Annotated in this window: 12 protein-coding genes and 2 pseudogenes; 7 read left to right on the top strand and 7 right to left on the bottom strand. The window is 34.6% G+C overall.

Annotated elements, in window-relative coordinates; all coding sequences use genetic code 11:
• Position 1 precedes the first annotated feature (1 nt).
• The 3 genes from J5U23_RS09285 to J5U23_RS09275 form a co-directional block, all read right to left on the bottom strand.
• Positions 2-1,642: a DNA alkylation response protein gene (locus J5U23_RS09285; RefSeq protein WP_218265997.1), complete on the bottom strand. Its 1,641-nt coding sequence runs from the start codon at positions 1,640-1,642 to the stop codon at positions 2-4.
• A 593-nt stretch (positions 1,643-2,235) separates the two neighbouring features.
• Complete coding sequence (locus J5U23_RS09280) at positions 2,236-4,362, bottom strand: MMPL family transporter (protein WP_218265996.1); 2,127 nt, start codon at positions 4,360-4,362, stop codon at positions 2,236-2,238.
• A gap of 39 nt (positions 4,363-4,401) precedes the next feature.
• Positions 4,402-5,193 (bottom strand): Lrp/AsnC family transcriptional regulator, encoded by a 792-nt coding sequence (locus J5U23_RS09275; RefSeq protein ID WP_218265995.1) that lies wholly within the window; start codon positions 5,191-5,193, stop codon positions 4,402-4,404.
• Positions 5,194-5,386: 193 nt separating this feature from the next.
• Here J5U23_RS09275 and J5U23_RS09270 point away from each other — a divergent pair, with 193 nt between their 5' ends.
• Complete coding sequence (locus J5U23_RS09270; protein ID WP_218265994.1) at positions 5,387-6,247, top strand: DUF973 family protein; 861 nt, start codon at positions 5,387-5,389, stop codon at positions 6,245-6,247.
• Between the two features lie 346 nt (positions 6,248-6,593).
• On the opposite strand, the gene J5U23_RS09265 is transcribed toward J5U23_RS09270, so the two are convergent.
• Positions 6,594-7,166 carry a metallophosphoesterase family protein gene (locus tag J5U23_RS09265; RefSeq protein ID WP_218257909.1) on the bottom strand — a complete coding sequence of 191 codons (573 nt, stop codon included), beginning with the start codon at positions 7,164-7,166 and terminating at the stop codon, positions 6,594-6,596.
• Positions 7,167-7,207: 41 nt separating this feature from the next.
• Between J5U23_RS09265 and J5U23_RS09260 the strand changes: the two genes are divergently transcribed.
• Positions 7,208-7,621 carry a secondary thiamine-phosphate synthase enzyme YjbQ gene (locus J5U23_RS09260; RefSeq protein ID WP_218265993.1) on the top strand — a complete coding sequence of 138 codons (414 nt, stop codon included), beginning with the start codon at positions 7,208-7,210 and terminating at the stop codon, positions 7,619-7,621.
• A 414-nt stretch (positions 7,622-8,035) separates the two neighbouring features.
• On the opposite strand, the gene J5U23_RS09255 is transcribed toward J5U23_RS09260, so the two are convergent.
• Entirely contained in the window at positions 8,036-8,707 is a 672-nt protein-coding gene (locus J5U23_RS09255) for an SRPBCC family protein (protein WP_218257907.1), read from the bottom strand.
• Positions 8,708-8,884: 177 nt separating this feature from the next.
• Between J5U23_RS09255 and J5U23_RS09250 the strand changes: the two are divergent.
• A pseudogene (locus J5U23_RS09250) lies at positions 8,885-9,139 on the top strand (ISNCY family transposase); the annotation flags it as partial.
• Positions 9,140-9,180: 41 nt separating this feature from the next.
• Here the strand turns inward: J5U23_RS09250 and J5U23_RS16010 are convergent.
• Entirely contained in the window at positions 9,181-9,303 is a 123-nt protein-coding gene (locus tag J5U23_RS16010) for a hypothetical protein (protein WP_261310011.1), read from the bottom strand.
• A gap of 775 nt (positions 9,304-10,078) precedes the next feature.
• Here J5U23_RS16010 and J5U23_RS09240 point away from each other — a divergent pair.
• Together J5U23_RS09240 and J5U23_RS09235 are read left to right on the top strand one after the other, a co-directional pair.
• Positions 10,079-11,737, top strand: a complete 1,659-nt coding sequence (locus J5U23_RS09240) for a thiamine pyrophosphate-dependent enzyme (protein WP_218265992.1) — start codon at positions 10,079-10,081, stop codon at positions 11,735-11,737.
• A 4-nt stretch (positions 11,738-11,741) separates the two neighbouring features.
• Entirely contained in the window at positions 11,742-12,764 is a 1,023-nt protein-coding gene (locus tag J5U23_RS09235; RefSeq protein WP_218265991.1) for an NAD(P)/FAD-dependent oxidoreductase, read from the top strand.
• A 543-nt stretch (positions 12,765-13,307) separates the two neighbouring features.
• Here J5U23_RS09235 and J5U23_RS09230 read toward each other — a convergent pair.
• Positions 13,308-14,006: pseudogene (locus tag J5U23_RS09230) on the bottom strand (IS1/IS1595 family N-terminal zinc-binding domain-containing protein).
• Between the two features lie 244 nt (positions 14,007-14,250).
• On the opposite strand from J5U23_RS09230, the gene J5U23_RS09225 reads away from it, so the two are divergent.
• Positions 14,251-14,508 carry a hypothetical protein gene (locus J5U23_RS09225; protein ID WP_218257904.1) on the top strand — a complete coding sequence of 86 codons (258 nt, stop codon included), beginning with the start codon at positions 14,251-14,253 and terminating at the stop codon, positions 14,506-14,508.
• Positions 14,475-15,017 (top strand): DUF6036 family nucleotidyltransferase, encoded by a 543-nt coding sequence (locus J5U23_RS09220; RefSeq protein ID WP_218265990.1) that lies wholly within the window; start codon positions 14,475-14,477, stop codon positions 15,015-15,017. The genes J5U23_RS09225 and J5U23_RS09220 overlap by 34 nt, the downstream gene beginning before the upstream one ends.
• Positions 15,018-15,206 lie beyond the last annotated feature (189 nt).

Here is a 15,206-nt window from a genome sequence, read left to right as displayed (position 1 = left end):
TCTATTTCATCTCTTCTATATTTATAAGCTTACGTATTTCAGATATATAATCTCGTAGAATACTTCTACCCATTAGAAATCTCTCATAGTAAATCTTCGACAACATTGTGAATCGCTCAATACCCAACTTACGACCCATATGGGATAGTAATATCACGGAAATACCATGTCCTAAAGTTGATAGTAAATCTTTTGAGTAAAACTGCATCTCATATTCTCTGTAACTTAGGAGCGTGATGACCTTATCTTTGATGAAATCAAGAGTTTTGGAAGCTATCTCATCCTTTGCTTCATTTACAATCCCTTCTAGGTCCCTTATTAATTGTCTATGTGCTTCCTTCTTTACCATGGCTTCGAGCATCTCTAAAGCCTGAATGTTTCCAGTCCCTTCCCAAATTGGAGTTATAAGTGCTTCTCTGTGAAGTCTTTCTATAGGAAACTCTTCGAGAAATCCAATTCCTCCATGAATCTCCATTGCCATTCTTGATACATGAGATGCTATTTCAGCTGTAATATACTTAGAAATGTGAGTTAATAGACGCGCATAATGGTACTCCTCATTATAAAATGGTGGCATAGCTTTCCAAGATTTTTGGAACTGATCTATTGCCTTAAAAGTTACTATCATACCTCCTTCTATCATAAGCTCCATTTCGAGTAAATCTTTCTGAATTAGGGGGTGTTCAATTAATGCCTTACCAAAAGCTTTTCTGGACTGCGAATAATAATAAGACTCGAGAAAAGACTTCCTCGCTATACCTAAAGCCCCTACAGCATTGGCTAATCTTGATACCATAAGATCCTCAGTTATATAATATATCCCATATTCCTTTTCTCCAATGAGATAAGCCTCTGAACTGTTAAATTCCACCTCTCCAGTTGGCACACTATTTGTTCCACTTTTTCTCTTAAGTCTTCTTATCAAAAAATTCTTCTCCCCTTTATTGTTCTCTTTAGGAACTAGGAATAGGGAAAGACCTTTAGCCCCACTCTTACTTCCCATAGGTCTAGCACTTACCAACGCTAAATCAGCCAACCCGACACCGCTGGCGAAATATTTAGTATTCCCTTTTAATAACCAATACTTACCGTTAAATTCAGCCTCCACTAAATTAGATCCTAGGTCACTTCCACCTTGAATCTCAGTGAACCACGTAGCTCCGAAAAGCAATTCATCCGAATCTCCTATTAGATAGGGAACGTATTTCTTTAGTTCCTCGCTACCGTATTTATAGAGAGCGTATGCTGTCTGATTAGTAATTGTAAGTATGCATGCGATACCTGGATCAGAAACCAGATATATTGAAGCATAATGCTTATGCCAATTTTCCTCTTTATATGGAAATTTATTAATATGGAAATCTTTAATTAATCTTTTAATAGCTGTCCTTAGAGAAGGGTCAATCCATACTTCATCTACTCTCTCCCCATTTACGCTCCACATTACGTGTATGGGTCTAGCTCTCTTATCCACATGCTCCGCAATTTCATATAACTCTCCCCCTGCAAACTCACCTAATTTTGAGAAATCTGCTTTCACATCGAAATATTCTAAAATCTTTTGTAGTGGTTTATCAATAGTAAAATGATTTTTGCCATACGCACTAGATATATATGAGAAGGTACTATTACTCTTACTCATAATCTATATTTATTCTTATACAACTTATAAGCGTATAGTACTTTAAGAATGCTAACTACTCTGCCCTCACGATAGACCCAAAAATCACCTCCTTAAAAATAAATTTCTAATATTAGTAAGCATTTAATCTAATTCGTTTGAATAAGTCTCATTAGATATATTATTGATTAATGAAATTAATGATGATTTTAACATTCTCGTGCTTCTTTGTGGATTGATCCAAAAGTTATCTAAAAACATCCAATTTATTTTCACCACATATCCTTTAATTTTAAATTTAAGAGGGATCAACGAGATTAGCATAAGGAAATTGAAGCAATCCAAAAAGCATATTTCTAGTTAATTGTGGTACGAAACCTTTAGAAAAAGTCGAAGAAGTAGAGATAAGGTGAGTAAAATATTGGAGAACAAGAGAGTAGCTCTTGATTTCCTAGATTAAATATAGTAGTTTCTATAAAATTTGAATACAACTTAAAAATTTATAAGACCCTTAAAACTTACCAACTTGTCTTAATAGTTAAAGTAAATATTAGGCTTTTTAACTTTATTAGCAATATTATTAAAGCATATAAGAAAAAGTCCTAAAAATATAATTATTGATTCTTTTTAAGATTCTTCAATATCGCTATCATAGCAGGAAAATAGAAATTTCTGATTACGAAGGTATCCAGCACTATAGCTATTATAAAAGCTATTCCCAATTGCTCCAAAAACCCTACTGGTATTAATGCCAAAACTCCTAGAGATATTGCTAAAATTATTCCTAATGAAGTTACAATCTTACCGGTCTTAGAAAATGCCTTAGGTATTGCCTCCCTAAGATCCTTAGAAGATTCCTCTTCGACAGTAGAAATAATGAATACACTATAATCACTTCCTAATGACATTAATATGACAAATAATATGACAGGAATTAGATATATTAACTGTTGATGTAGTAGTGTTGTTGAAATAAGATAAAGCAATACGGTAGACCAGCTAATGCTTATTATAACACCGGAAATTGAAATTAATATGTATTTTATAGATTTAAATGAAATCCCTATAACTAAAGCTGCAACAATGGTTATAAGAATTTCTAGAAGAGGATAATACACTCCATTTATTCTCTGCTGATCTATTATACTAGATGTTAACCCTCCCACTATTATATCACTATTCTCCCTTAAGTGTCTAACTAGATTTATGGCACTATCAGAGTAAGGAGAGTAATTCGAATAGAGTACATAATAATAATAATTGCCAATTTTAAAATCGGAAATATTATTATTGACAATTGAGTTTCCTTGCAAGAATGGGCCGAATCCGTCAGTTATTCCCTTTATGGTCAGAAGGTAGTTAGATATGTTCTTTAGCTCGCTAGTATTATTGGTAATTACAAATATTGGAAAAATGAAATTAGAACCGAATTTATTCTCAAGATAATTTAACCCTTGAATACTTGGTAGACTATTGGATAAACCTGCTTGAATGTTATACGTAGTAGGTAGATTTATGAAAAACAAAATGGAGGGGATAGCAAAGATTAGAATAATTCCTACAATCAGAAACTTATGTTCAACTGAAGATTTAGCTGTTTTATAGAAAAAAGATTTCTCAAATGGTTTATTTTCCTTAGTTTTCACATTACCAAAAATTTTCGTTCCTAATAAAGAGATTAATGAAGGAAGAAATGTTACTATAAACGTTACAGCAATTAAGACTGAAATTACTAGCACTATACCCCAAGATAGGAAGCCTGGAATCAATGAGAAAGTTAACAAACTAAATCCTACAGTGAATCCACTAATTAATACCGTTTTTCCAGCTCTCCTACCAGTTTCTAAAATAGCTTCTTCATTCGATTTGCTTGCTGAAATCTCACTCTTATATCTACTTAATATAAACACTAAATAATCCGTGGTGATTCCTATCAGTACGGCAGTAAGGGTATAATTCACTATATAATCTACGGAACCTATTAATAACCCTGCTATTACTATTCCCAAATATCCTATTAATGTAGATATGGAAACAAAAATTATCGTTAACAACGAAGCCCTATAACTATACAAGGTTATTCCCACAGCTATTGCTAACACTATGAAAATCAAACCAAAGGCGAATCCACTTTGTGATGTTAAACGTTGAGTATCATATAATACTCCACCATTTCCAGTTATATAAAAGGAATTATTGAAGTAGTTAGATGCTATTTTCTTTATTTGTGGATAATCGTATTGAGAGACTATTTCTCCATTAGGCAGGTAATAATTACTGGATACGTTAAATACAATAAATATAAGAAAAGTAGAATTATCGTTACTTATATATCTATCTTTAATGAAGGCTGGAATACTTTTTAAACCATTCTTTTCAACATATAGGGTCGCTAGGGAATTATTATGCATAATATCCGATAGGAAATTTATGTAATCCGAGAAGGGAGATTCCACCTTCGATACATAAGGTAGTTTTTCAATCTCTTGCTGAAACTGTAAAACCATGCTAGTTGATGTATTGTAGGGGTTTTGTTTAACTATTAAAATTAAAGTATCGTTATTTATGGGTGATAATATTTTATCTGCAACATAACTTTCACTGTTTTGTAGAGCTGGATTATGTTGATTATAAGTTATAAATTTATTATAATTCAATGCTGGGATTACCATCAAGAAAAGGACTACTATCCAGATTATTATTATCAGTCTACTTCTTTTGATTACACTATTCCAAGTCATAAGATATAAAGTTATAGTTATATGAAAAGAGCTTACTAGTCAATAGTTAGAAAAAGCTTTTATACCCCTAATTGTGTAGTCGTAAACTAACATAACCTGAGCATATGGGTCGATTCTCCTAACCAGATCAACTATGTTTTTAGACTCTTTAATACCGCCAGTAAAGCATATTTCAACACCTTCACCCTCTTCATTATCTATGGTGATTACTGAACAGTGAACAGTAAAACGCTTGATTTCCTCAAGTTTCTTGGTAAATATACCTAAAAGTAACGAATCAGCTTTTATCAGATCAACCTCGGGGACTATTCTAACGATCTCCTTTAATTTCAATAATATTCTTCTTATTTTTTCTGCTTTATAACCAGTTTTTAGCGCAATTTCCCTAATTTCTGCCCTTGGATTTTCTGAGAGAATAGACAAAATTTTAGCTATATTTTTCTTTATAATAATGAGATTTTGACTAGGGGCATATTTCATTATGGGACTTCCTAACGTCAGGGAAAAACCTTCAATTACTCTATCTAATTCAGATAGATTCTCAGCCTCTATTCCATAAACGTTAAAGTTTTCTAGACATCTAAATTTGACGAATATCCTATCGTCTTCCATATCTCTCAAATTCGGAAATGCAACATACATAAAGTATTTTCCATAAATATTAGGATTCACAAATAATTTGAAATCTCTTAATATTCCTTCTTCAAGCAATCTTCTGAACCTAGCATTAATACTAGGTGAGGAAATATTAAGGAGCTTGGCTAGCTTATTTTGTGAAATTCTACCATCTTTAAGCAAATAGAAGAGTATCTTCCTATCAATCTCATCCATAAATAGAAGACAGTTAAATCTTTTAAAAACATTGTTAAGAGACTGTCAAGAGTACAAATAATTGAATAAATCTATATATAATTGTTCAAGAGAGAACGTAAAATCTTGAGAAATTTTGAATTTTAACTTTAAGTGAGAGCTTTAACAGAACATGAATCTACGAACTTATTAATTACTAAGACCAGTATATGTTATGAGTACGGGAAGTATAGATGTACAAGCCCTTCGACAGTTAAAGGATTCTGCCCTTTGGTTTACAGTGATAATTTTTCTATCGACTATATTTATTTCGGTTGATGGATTTATGCCTCTTCTAATCGTTTCAACGATCTTACTTTTTATAGTTGGCTTATCGAAATTAAGACATGCATTTGAAACCTTTGAGATAGCAGGGAAGAATGTGGGTTACGGATTCGCCGGATTGGAAATAATTCTCGTAGGATTTATAATCGAGGTTATCGGCTCTATACTTCCGATAGTACGGCTTGTTCTTGTGGGTAGAGTGATTTCCGTATTTGGAGGAATATTGGTGTTTATCGCTTCTTTATTAATAGGTATAGCCTTATATAATTTAGGCAAGTTTTACAATAGTGAACTGTTAAAGGTTGGAGGTATTATTGAGATAATTCCGGTAATATCTTTTATAGGTTGGATATTGGTTTACGTCAGTGTAGATGAGATAGTTAGAAGACTTACTGGAGGATTTATCACATATCCTCAAAGACAATTTGGAGGATATGGCGAATCTCTTTCAACCCTTCAAAATCAGTCTTTTGTTGAGGTTTATCAGATAGGAATAGGAGAGATGAAAGCTAATGGAGAAGTCAAATTTACATTATATAGTTCAACTAATATTAAGATAGTTAGCGCTTCCCTTGAGGGAACAAACTATACTTCAAATTCGATAGTTCCAGAATCTTTAAACCCTGGTAATAATAATGTAACAGTGATCTTTCCTCCACTAAGTGGAATGATTCCTAATAATAATTACAATTTAATCCTAACATTGTCTAACGGGCAGAGTGTGAAAATCATAGTAACATATAAAAATTGATGAAATTGTGGAATTTTACGCAATCATATTATTATGATAGGGAAATTTGTTAATGACGTCATTGAGGTATAAATTATTTTCGTGTAAAAAATTATGGATTATGGCTCTCTATGCTGAGAACTACACTAATTCATGAAAGTAGAATTTGTAGTTTATAACAACATTATCGATGTTAGTAATAATATTGTTACCCCAGTATAAATTATACTTGGAATATTAGAAAGAAAATTTATAGCTTAGCGTTAACACCATGTTCACACTCCTATCTTTTGACAATAATTTAAAGCTTGATTCATTCATATTCTGAATATTTTAATGCTTATATCGAATCCGATATCTAAACTTTTTAAATTTTACTCTGGATCAATTTAACGTTACCATTCTCTAATATAACGTAACCCCTATCATTGTATAAATTGATTACATTAGACAAAGTACCTGCATTTACGCAATTAATCATCTTAAAAAACCTTAATGCGTGAGAGTGACCTAATATTATCGTGTCTTTGAAATTTCTAAGTGCGACTCTAAAAAATATACAGAAGAGTAAAGGTGGAATATCGTCGTCAATTTTCTTTAAAATTTTAGCTAGACTATATTCATTATTTTCATTAAAGTATTGATGGCCATGGAGGAGAATGAAACGTTTACCATTATTTTTAATCTTAACTAAATCAAAATCTCCTCTAAACTTGTCCTCGTCACCTTTAACGTAGATTATATTCTTTCTAATTTTCAGGCTGTTAATAAAGTTTCTATAATCCTCACTTTTAGAGACAATTATATCCCCTAAAAGAACTGTTAGTGAGGGTCTCTCAGATAGCATTATTTTATTTATCTCATCCATATTACAATACGGGTAATGAATGTCAGATAGTACCAAAATCTTACCGTCCCATTCAATGGAAATTTCTCTCAAACTTTTTATCCCTACGGTATAATTTTAACCGGTGGTAAAAAATGAAAGTGTATTTAGAAGATATATACGTCTCGACAACAAGACAGTTTGAATTAGTCGACATTACTGACCAGGTTGAGGAAATTGTAAAGAAGAGTGGTATAAAAAATGGGATTTGCCTAATTTTTGTAGCACATTCAACTGCATCTATAGTTGCTAATGAACATGAGAAAGGACTGATGGAAGATATTTTAACAAAAATAAAGGAGTTCACTGAACCCTCGCGAAGTTGGAAACATAACTTAATTGATGATAATGCTCATGCACATTTAGGGGCAACCTTCCTAGGTGCAGAAAGAGTATTCCCAGTTAGGGATGGTAAATTAGTTAGGGGGACATGGCAAAATATATTTCTAGCGGAATTAGATGGGCCCAGAAGTGAGAGACATGTCACAGTTGAGGTTTTAGGAGAGTAACAACCAAATCTCCGAGTGTGGTCAACAATTTCATTGATTTAAAATTTAGTTAAAATTCCCTTAGAGTCTCCTCTTTTAAACACTCTGATTAACAATAAAGATTCTTGGACACGATTAAAATCACAATATAATCATTTTATTAACAGATAAACCTTGTGATGAATTGAAACTAGATTTACACTTTATATGATTTATACCGAATTAATAAAATCGTCGTCAATACTCATAAGAAGAACCATCACAGTCTACTAATATTCTCGTCATAGGTGTTCCTTCTTTCTTCTAAACATTCTATTAAATACTCTTCAGCTATAAAGGAGAAAATTAAGATAAAATCATTTAAAATTTCTAAATTATAATTGATAGAAAAGCTATAATTTTTATTAGAAAAAATTATCTAAGATGGTAAAACCTTTATTGCTTAATTAATATTGTTATTGGAGATGACAGACTCTCTACTTCTCCTTTCTGTGACACTAGATCTCCCCCCTTAAATTTTATCTCTACAATATTTCTCTCATCAGATAAAATTACGACTACCGTCGAATTAACGCTTTTAGCCATTGCCATTTCCAGATACTTTTCTAACTCATCCTTGTTTATTTTGCCCGAAAATATTGTTTTCATTTTGTAAATTGGTACTTCTCCATCTTCGCCATTCTGTCTTTCTTGAATTACTATTCTTTTTTCCTTTGTCATTTCAGTCTTAAATACCTCCTTTCCTCTTTTATAGAACACATTAGCCTGTCCCTTAACTATGCTTTCAAATGGTCCCTCGTAAAAGAACACTAATCTTACTATAATAATTCCTCCTTTTGAGGGAAAAACTGTAAATCGTAAACTGGATTTTATCTTTATTAAACCTTCACTTTTTTCTACTAAATAGATGATATCGGTATTAGTGAAAACTCTCTTAACTTTTAATTTTATTGTAAATAACCAGTTTACATATAATTCCCAGCCATTGTCGACTCGTTTTAAATCCTTAAAGTGAGGCACATATTTCATTAAGTTTTCAGGATTCATGAGGTAATCTCTAACCACTTCTGGAGGAGCTTCTACCTCAAAGTCATAAGCTTGTTCCATAATTATAATTTAAGACAACAATATAATTAGACATCCACATTGGAAAGCCACGTTCTATGATAAATTTAAGTCTAATGGAAAGTTTTTAAAAAGAACCCGTAAGAAAATGATGGGGACAATAGAAATGATTTCGTATTATTGATAATTAATTATAATTATTTTTTTAAATATCAAAAATGGGAAAACCGCTGGGATATTGAAGTAGTAATTAGGGAGCTAAAGGCCTTGGGCCTAGAGAAGAGCTCTTTCCTCACATGGATTAGGAACAAGGGTTTCATAACCATGAAAGCCCTCTCCCTCCTCTTAGTTCTCTTGTTCAAGTATTCTCTAGGCTTGAAGTTGGAAGCCAAGAGGATATCAAGGCTGATAAAAAGTATTTATTGGTCTTTGGGTGGGATTAAGAAACTGTTTAAGAGAAGGAAAAAGACGTAAACTGCTAACCATAATACTTGTCAGCCCTCAATGATTCAACTTTAACACCTATAAGACTTTGAGGCTATTTCATAAGCTTCCTTCTCAATCTTTAGCGAATAACCATAAGCTATGATTAGGTTGCTAGCTAGGTCGAAAAGGAGTATACGAAACTCTTCTTTCACCTCCTCTCCCGATTCCTCTATTTCACTCCTATCTGGTGATCACTACTGAGTAACCCGTGCATGTTGCATCAACTGATAATCCCTCAACAATCTGTGATAGTAGGTTGTAGAGTATGACGAAGACGTCTGAGAATAGTCTTTCCACAGTCTTGTAACTTATTTCTTGTTAAGTTGATGCTAGTCCTGCTGTCTCCCTATTTGTCACAAGTATTCCTTGACTTATGTATGCTTTTTCTTGTGGTCTTAGTCTGCTCTTCCTTCCCTAACTTTCACGAATTTTGAAGCTTTTTCCAAGTCTTCCTTCAACTCTTGACCAAATCTCCTTAACGTTGCCAGCCTTTCCTCCTCACTCATCTAAGCAGTTTTCTCTTTGTCAAGCTTGCTCTCCTTATACAGCTTAATTAAATCTTCTATCGATGCCTTAAAATTATCAAAAGCCTTTTGAGTTAACTTCTTATTCATACGCTATTATATACAAAATGGAGGGTATGTAAAGTTTTTGTCCCAGATTCTAGAAGAACGCCCGTTGCGGAATTAAAAGTAAGGATAAGTTACGCCACGGGTAAACACTATTTCTATTAATGTTTTTAACATAGTATTAAGTGATGAAACAACAGAGGTCTAAAACAGCTATAGTTAAATTCTGCTTTCGAGATATGAATATGTCTTAAGTGGGATTATATGACAACGTATTTTTTATTTCTCAAGATTCATAGTTCTCTCTATAGTGAATATATACGTAAAGATTTTAACCATATTGTGCTAAAGTTTTAGTATGCCATCTGTTGCCGAAATAATTGTAAAAACCTTAGTGAAGGCTGGAGTGAAGAGAATATACGGTATTCCAGGGGACTCCATAGACCCCTTAATGGACGCAATAAGGAGAAACAAGGAAATTAAATACGTTCAAGTCAGGCACGAGGAAGGAGCTGCCTTCGCTGCGTCAGTTGAAGCTAAACTAACTGGGAGCGTTACAGCTTGTATGGGCACTTCCGGTCCCGGATCCATCCATCTATTAAATGGCTTATACGACGCTAAAATGGATCACGCACCAGTGGTAGTGCTTACCGGACAAGTTGAGAGCGATATGTTAGGCCACGACTACTTCCAAGAGGTGAACATGGTTAAGCTATTTGATGACGTTGCAGTTTACAATCAAATAGTTATTAACCCTAAGAACGCTGGGTACCTAATTTGGAGGGCAATACATGAGGCCAAGAGTAAGAGCGGGGTTTCTCATCTCAACTTACCAGTGGACATTTTGCGAATGGATGGGGAGGAATACGATGCTGATTTAGATCCCCCAAAAGTGAGTTACGATTATCCAGATATTGATAAGGCTGTTGAACTCATTGATAAAAGCAAGTCTCCAGTGGTCATGATAGGGGGAGGTACCAAGGGGTATTCGCAGTTAATTAGTCAATTCAGTGAGAGGATTGGGGCACCCGTAATATATGCCCTTAACGGGAAGGGCGTGTTATCGGATTTCGATGAGAGGGTTATGGGAGGAATAGGGTTACTTGGAACTAAACCATCAGTTGAGGCTTTAGATAAGACCGACTTGTTAATCCTATTGGGAACGTCTTTTCCCTACGTTAATTTCCTACCTAAGGGAGTTGATGTAATTCAAGTTGATAGCAATCCCTCCAACATTGGTAAAAGGGTTAGGGCTACTGTGGAATTCGTTGGAGACGTTAGCGATTTCCTATCTAAGATTTTGCCTAGAGTTAAGGAAAAGGACGATAAATTTTACGTTAGGATGAAGGACTCGAAGGAGAAGTGGTTTAATGAGTTGAACAAGAAGGAAAGCGATATGTCTAAGCCAATGAAGCCTCAAATGGTAGCTTATGAGTTATCTAAAGTCTTCACAGAGGGAGTTGTTGTTGTAGATACTGGAAACGTGACTATGTGGGGTGCGAGGAACTTTAGGGCATCTGGCAATCAGAGATTCGTTTTCTCAGCGTGGTTGGGTTCAATGGGTATAGGAGTGCCTGGAGCAGTAGGTGCGTCATTCGTTTATGATAAAGTCTTAGCGTTAGTGGGAGATGGAGGATTTGCTATGACCATGATGGAGTTGATAACTGCCAAGAAGTACTCCAGACCGATTAAGGTGGTAGTGTTTAACAATTCGAAACTGGGTATGATCAAGTTCGAGCAAGAAGTTATGGGATATCCAGAGTGGGGAGTTGATTTATACAATCCAGATTTCAGTAAGTTGGCTGAAGCCATAGGGATAAAGGGTATCACAGTTGAGGACCCTAAGGATCTACCCTCAGCTATTAAGGAGATGAGCGAGAGTGAGGAACCCTTTGTACTAAACGCTATTGTTGATCCCAATGAGAGACCAATGCCACCTAAACTAACCTTCACACAGGCTAAGAACTACGTGTTGTCTGTGTTTAGGGAAAAGCTGGAACCATCTGAAGAGGAGTGAGGCGATGAGAGTTGTGATAATTGGAGGAGGGTTTGCTGGAATAGCTGCTAAGTGTAAATATCCTAAGGAGTCAATTTTAATAGATAAAAGTGATAGGTTTCTGCTGACTCCTAAACTCATTGATACAATAGCCTATGGAGAGAACTCAACTCATTATAGGAAGCCAGATGTCCTAGCAGAAGTTGTAAACGTGAACTTTAGGGAAAAGAAGGTGATCACGGATATGGGGGATATAAGTTACGACAAGTTGATAATAGCTTTAGGATATTCTCAAGACCTGTCCAAGATTAAGGGAGCCAAAGACCACGTGATGAAGTTAGAAACATTTAATGATGCTTTGAAGATTCGTGAGGAGATAGTTAAAGCGAAGAGTCTAATCGCAATTGGTGGAGGAGATTTAGGGGTTGAGGTCATTGGTTCCACAGTGGAGTTGTTGAGTAGGTTCAAGAGGATGAAAAAGGAGAGGATTATGCTGATAAATAGGGGACATAGAATATTACCCCACATGCCCGAACAGATCTCCTTGAGAGCAGAGAGGATTTTAAGCCAGTTGGGGGTTGAATTGGTTCTAAACGCTTCTGTAGAGGAGATTAGGGGTAAGACTGTTATAACTGATAAGGGAGAGTTCTCGGCTGACCACGTGTTCTACGCTGGGGGTATAAAGGGGTCTGATTTTCTGGAGAAACTCAAGCTTAGTCTTAAGAACGGTAAAATGGAGGTAAATGAGGATTTGTCGTCTGTCGATTATAAGGACGTTTACGGAGCTGGGGCATGTGCATCTACTTTCTATCCCTCTAACGCTGACGTATCAATGCAGTCTGGAATACATGCAATAACTAATGCCATTGAGGGTAGAGATGATAAGTTTAAACCTAGAGCTTTGGCTGATGTAGTCGATATTGACAGTAACTTCATGGGAGTCTTCTTGGGATCTCCAATTGTGGGTTTTCCAGCTAAGCTTTTGAAGACCATAGCCTTTGTTAACGTTTATTATAAGATAAATAGGGTGAATTTGTTAACTAGGTAATATGCATTTTCTTATTATTATTAATAACAAATGGCGATAGTAGAGGATGACGAAGTTCTTCTTAAGAAAAGAGCTGATGTACTTAAGTGAGATTTAACTTTTCCCTTTCTGACGTGAATAATAAGGTAAAAGATTTATACAATTGTATATTAGTATAACTAAATGTTAAGGACTGTGAGTGTATACGAGCAGGATAATTCTGGATTGTTAGAATAATAGTTATTTTATGAATTGAACTCTATAAAATTTATTCTTAATCTTCTATTTGTTCTAATGGACGATAATCTCTGTTGACGAATCCAGAAGCCTTATCAATAGAAGTCAGAGGGTCATTTGTCCTATCATTAGTCGTAATTTCTAATGAGAGGGAAATACGAGGAAAAGTATAGAAGGATGGCATTAGAAGTATTTAAGAAACAGAAAGTATTTAACTACTCGGACTGTGGACCAAAACAGAGTAAAAGGGAGCCAAATACCAAGGATCCTCTCTTTTCCTTTTTGAAAGATAACATAAAAATGGCGAGTGTCGAGATAGTGTTGTTATTAACCTACAAATTCTGGAATTAATTTTCTCTCCCACAAGACTATTGCTAGAGAACACTTCATCATCTCCAAACTCCTCAGTCTTTGTAGACCTCTTAACGAGTTTATCCCTCAACGTGGAGTGTAAAGACTCATTAGGATTAACAAACTTGACCACAGTATGATTCCTTAAGGAGAAGTAGACCTTGTAATCATCACTAAGCCACCCTCTGGAGTATATGTAAAATTTCCTTGAAGGACTTCTCATCCCTATCCCCAACTGAGAATAGAACGTAAAGGCCGAGGAAAGTGTAAACGAAACAAGTAAAAACCCACTTGTAAAACGCCTTAAAGAAGTAAGTCTACATGTTATCAACAACCATAGCAACAACCATACCCGTAACCAAATCCTTAGCCTTCCTCCACAAGCTTCTTGTGTCTCTGCCTACCTTAACGCTTAATCCAGGTGAAAACAGTACCCAAGGGAACACTCAAAGTCCTAGCAATAGCCCTCATATTCATACCATTAGCATATAACCTCAAAGCCTCCTCTCTAAGCTTTCTAGAGTGATGGTGGTAAGAAGCATCAGCAAGGAAATACTTACCACAATCTCTACACAAATACTTCTGCCTACCAGCAGACTTGCCAGACTTAACAACGTGATGACTACCACAAGAGGAACACGCTAAGTCTTGCCTAATTACAGGTTTCATACCTATAAGTAACACTCGTAATATAAATAGGTTAATGATTATACTATCTCCACACTCGTAAAGGACTTAGTAAAGGTTATTTACGATAACTAGTACTCTACAACTTATCTCCTTTTTAATTGAAAACTACTTAATTTTAATTGATTTATTTTTAACGAAAAACCTAGATTAAATAAGAAAAAGAAATAGAGTGTTTCTGTAGTGGTATCTACTTAAAAATTTATTTTATTGTTAGAAAGTATCCTTTAAGATGGATAAGAAAATTTACGATGAAATAATTAAGCCTTTTGGTTCTTATGAGAGATTTAAGAAGAGAGTAGATGATATAAAAGCTGAGACAGAAATCAGAAAAAGAACGGGCAAAACGTCTGAAGAGATTTTTTTAGAGCTTTATGAAATATGGGAAAAGGAGTACCTTAAGGCATTTAACGGTGATGTAAATAAAGCAAGGGAACATTTAATGAAGGTGAGAGAATGGAGAAGATCTCTGAGGCCCTACAAAGGTTAGTAAAAGCGTTAGAAAAAGCCAATTGCAGATATGTAATAGTAGGAGGTTTAATTGCAATTCATTATGGAAGGAATAGAATAACTCAAGATATTGATGTAGTAGTAGATACTGATAAAGTGGAACTACTTATCTCAGCGTTAAAGGATAAAGGTTTTGAATTTTCAGAGCGTGAATTATTAGAAGCTTTTAAAGAGAGGAGTAGAGTTACGTTATTTTTTCCAGGAAATATCTTTTTTCACATCGACTTAAAATTTGCTAAGGATGAACTTGATTACGAAGTCCTTAATGGAAGGATTAGGGGAGAGCTTTTAGGAATCCCTTGTTGGATTGAGAGTGTTGAAGATATCGTAGTTGCTAAACTTATCTATGGTAGCAGTCAAGATGAAGAGGATGTTATTGCGATACTGTTAAATTACGGCTTAAGCGAAGGGCTAAAAGAAAAGGCTAAGAAGTTCGGGGTTTATGATAAATTATGCGGAATTGCAGAAATTATAGGGTTAGCATGTTAACAGTATGAAATTGTTTTATCATTAAACTATAAATCTCCTTCCTACATATAGTCCTTTTCATAATAGGCACTACATGCTCCGTCTCTAATAAACCTAAGTTTTCAACCGTGGGTGTTGTAAAGGAGTAAAATGAATAGTTTTAACTTAAGATGTTGAAGTGAACTAGATAACTGATTAATAAGAGATATT

Source organism: Saccharolobus shibatae B12, assembly GCF_019175345.1.
Taxonomy (GTDB): domain Archaea; phylum Thermoproteota; class Thermoprotei_A; order Sulfolobales; family Sulfolobaceae; genus Saccharolobus; species Saccharolobus shibatae.
Note: the sequence above shows the minus strand (reverse complement) of the source record. Positions and strands in the feature narration are given on the sequence as shown.

What these genes read in the sequence shown, in the direction of transcription:
- J5U23_RS09270 (WP_218265994.1), top strand. Translation starts at nt 5,387, where the DNA reads ATGAGTACGGGAAGTATAGATGTACAAGCCCTTCGACAGTTAAAGGAT.
- J5U23_RS09255 (WP_218257907.1), bottom strand. Translation starts at nt 8,707, where the DNA reads ATGGAACAAGCTTATGACTTTGAGGTAGAAGCTCCTCCAGAAGTGGTT.
- J5U23_RS09235 (WP_218265991.1), top strand. Translation starts at nt 11,742, where the DNA reads ATGAGAGTTGTGATAATTGGAGGAGGGTTTGCTGGAATAGCTGCTAAG.
- J5U23_RS09220 (WP_218265990.1), top strand. Translation starts at nt 14,475, where the DNA reads ATGGAGAAGATCTCTGAGGCCCTACAAAGGTTAGTAAAAGCGTTAGAA.
- J5U23_RS09260 (WP_218265993.1), top strand. Translation starts at nt 7,208, where the DNA reads ATGAAAGTGTATTTAGAAGATATATACGTCTCGACAACAAGACAGTTT.
- J5U23_RS09275 (WP_218265995.1), bottom strand. Translation starts at nt 5,193, where the DNA reads ATGGATGAGATTGATAGGAAGATACTCTTCTATTTGCTTAAAGATGGT.
- J5U23_RS09240 (WP_218265992.1), top strand. Translation starts at nt 10,079, where the DNA reads ATGCCATCTGTTGCCGAAATAATTGTAAAAACCTTAGTGAAGGCTGGA.
- J5U23_RS09280 (WP_218265996.1), bottom strand. Translation starts at nt 4,362, where the DNA reads ATGACTTGGAATAGTGTAATCAAAAGAAGTAGACTGATAATAATAATC.
- J5U23_RS09285 (WP_218265997.1), bottom strand. Translation starts at nt 1,642, where the DNA reads ATGAGTAAGAGTAATAGTACCTTCTCATATATATCTAGTGCGTATGGC.
- J5U23_RS09225 (WP_218257904.1), top strand. Translation starts at nt 14,251, where the DNA reads ATGGATAAGAAAATTTACGATGAAATAATTAAGCCTTTTGGTTCTTAT.